The organism is Mycobacterium sp. TH-M82 (assembly GCF_057473605.1).
This window is the reverse complement of sequence record NZ_JBYCKY010000749.1, coordinates 1-1,739: the sequence shown is the minus strand read 5'-3', so window position 1 is coordinate 1,739 and position 1,739 is coordinate 1. Positions and strand designations below refer to the sequence as shown.

Here is a 1,739-nt window from a genome sequence, read left to right as displayed (position 1 = left end):
TCTTCGCCTGGTACGCCAGGCCGGGTGCTTTCGAACGACTCTCGCCGCCGTGGCAGCCGATGCGGCTCGTGGCCGAGGCCGCCTCGCTGAAAGACGGGCGCGCCGAGCTCGCCCTGCCGGCCGGGCTGCGCTGGATCGCCGTGCACCAACCGGACGGCTACGACCCGCCGCGGCGTTTCGTCGACACCGTCGGCGGCGACGGGTTGGCCTCGCTGCCGACGCGGATCGCCATGCGGTGGAAACACATTCACGAGTTCGAAGACCTGGGCGAACAGACCCGGGTGATCGACCGGGTCGAGACGCCGGTGCCCGGTGCGGCGCTGCGCGAGATGTTCGCCTACCGCTACCGGCAGCTGGCCGACGACCTGGCGGCCCACCGGCGCGCGGCCGAGCGCGGTCTGGCACCGCTGACCGTCGCCGTCACGGGGTCTTCGGGGCTGGTCGGTTCGGCGCTGACGGCATTTTTGAGCACCGGCGGCCACCGCGTCGTGCGGCTGGTGCGCGGTACCCCGCGCTCCGGCGACGAGCGGCGCTGGAACCCCGACGACCCCGACCCCGATCTCCTCGCCGGGATCGACGCGGTGATCCACCTGGCCGGCGCCTCGATCGCCGGGCGCTTCACCGACGGCCACCGGCGCGCGATCCGCGACAGCCGGATCGGTCCCACCCGCCGGCTGGCCGAACTGGCGGCCCGCACCGACCCCGCTCCCACGGCGTTCGTCTGCGCGTCGGCGATCGGGTATTACGGCTACGACCGCGGCGACGAGTTTCTCACCGAGGACAGCGACCGCGGGGACGGGTTTCTGGCCGACGTCGTCGCCGACTGGGAGGACGCGACCGCGCCGGCCGAGTCAGCCGGGCTGCGGGTGGTGCGGGTGCGCACCGGCATCGTGCAATCGCCCCGCGGCGGCACCCTGCGACTGCTGCGTCCGCTGTTTTCCGCCGGACTGGGCGGGCGGCTGGGCAGCGGCCGGCAATGGCTGTCCTGGATCGGCATCGACGACATGGTCGACGTGTACCACCGCGCGCTGTGGGACGACGCGCTGACCGGTCCGGTCAACGCCGTCGCGCCGCAACCGGTTCGCAACGACGAGTACACCCGCACCCTGGCCCGTGTGCTGCATCGACCCGCGCTGCTGCCGGTCCCGCCGCTGGGCCCGCGGCTACTGCTCGGCGCGCAGGGCGCCCGCGAACTCGCGTGCGCCAGCCAGCGCGTGCTACCCCACAAGCTCGAAGCGGCCGAACACCGGTTCCGCCGGCCCGGCCTCGATCAGACCCTGCGTCACCTGCTCGGGCGCACCGGCTGAGCCGCCTCGCCGTCCCCGCCCTCGACTGCTCGACAGGTGAGGTCAGGGGGTGCCGTTGATGCTGGCGGAGAATGTGTCGACTGCCGCGCCGACGCTGCCGTTCCACGGCTCGAACCCGGCCTGGATGCTGGTCAGGTACCACGAGCTGTTCACCGACGGCTCGACGGTCTCCGTGTAGTCGACGAAACCCAGCACGTTCATGTTGCTCCACGAGTTGATCGGTGCGTCCGCGACGTAGGAGACCACGTTGTTCTGCCCGTTGTAGCCCTCCCACACCGCGAACTGCTTGCCGTCGATCGTGGCGTTGCCCACGTCGGAGCCGACCGGCTGGATGGGGCCGACATGGTTGAACCAGATCATGATCTCCTGCTGGTTTACCGTGGATGTGTTCGGCGTGGGATTCAGCCAGATGTCGTAGGAGGCGTCGTAGGT

Annotated in this window: 2 protein-coding genes; one reads left to right on the top strand and one right to left on the bottom strand. The window is 71.2% G+C overall.

The features are described 5' to 3' along the window. A partial coding sequence (locus AC2VON_RS22345) for a TIGR01777 family oxidoreductase (RefSeq protein ID WP_486954823.1) occupies positions 1-1,307 on the top strand: 1,307 nt, incomplete at its 5' end. Positions 1,308-1,349: 42 nt separating this feature from the next. Here the strand turns inward: AC2VON_RS22345 and AC2VON_RS22340 are convergent. Next, a partial coding sequence (locus tag AC2VON_RS22340; protein ID WP_486954822.1) for a GH12 family glycosyl hydrolase domain-containing protein occupies positions 1,350-1,739 on the bottom strand: 390 nt, incomplete at its 5' end.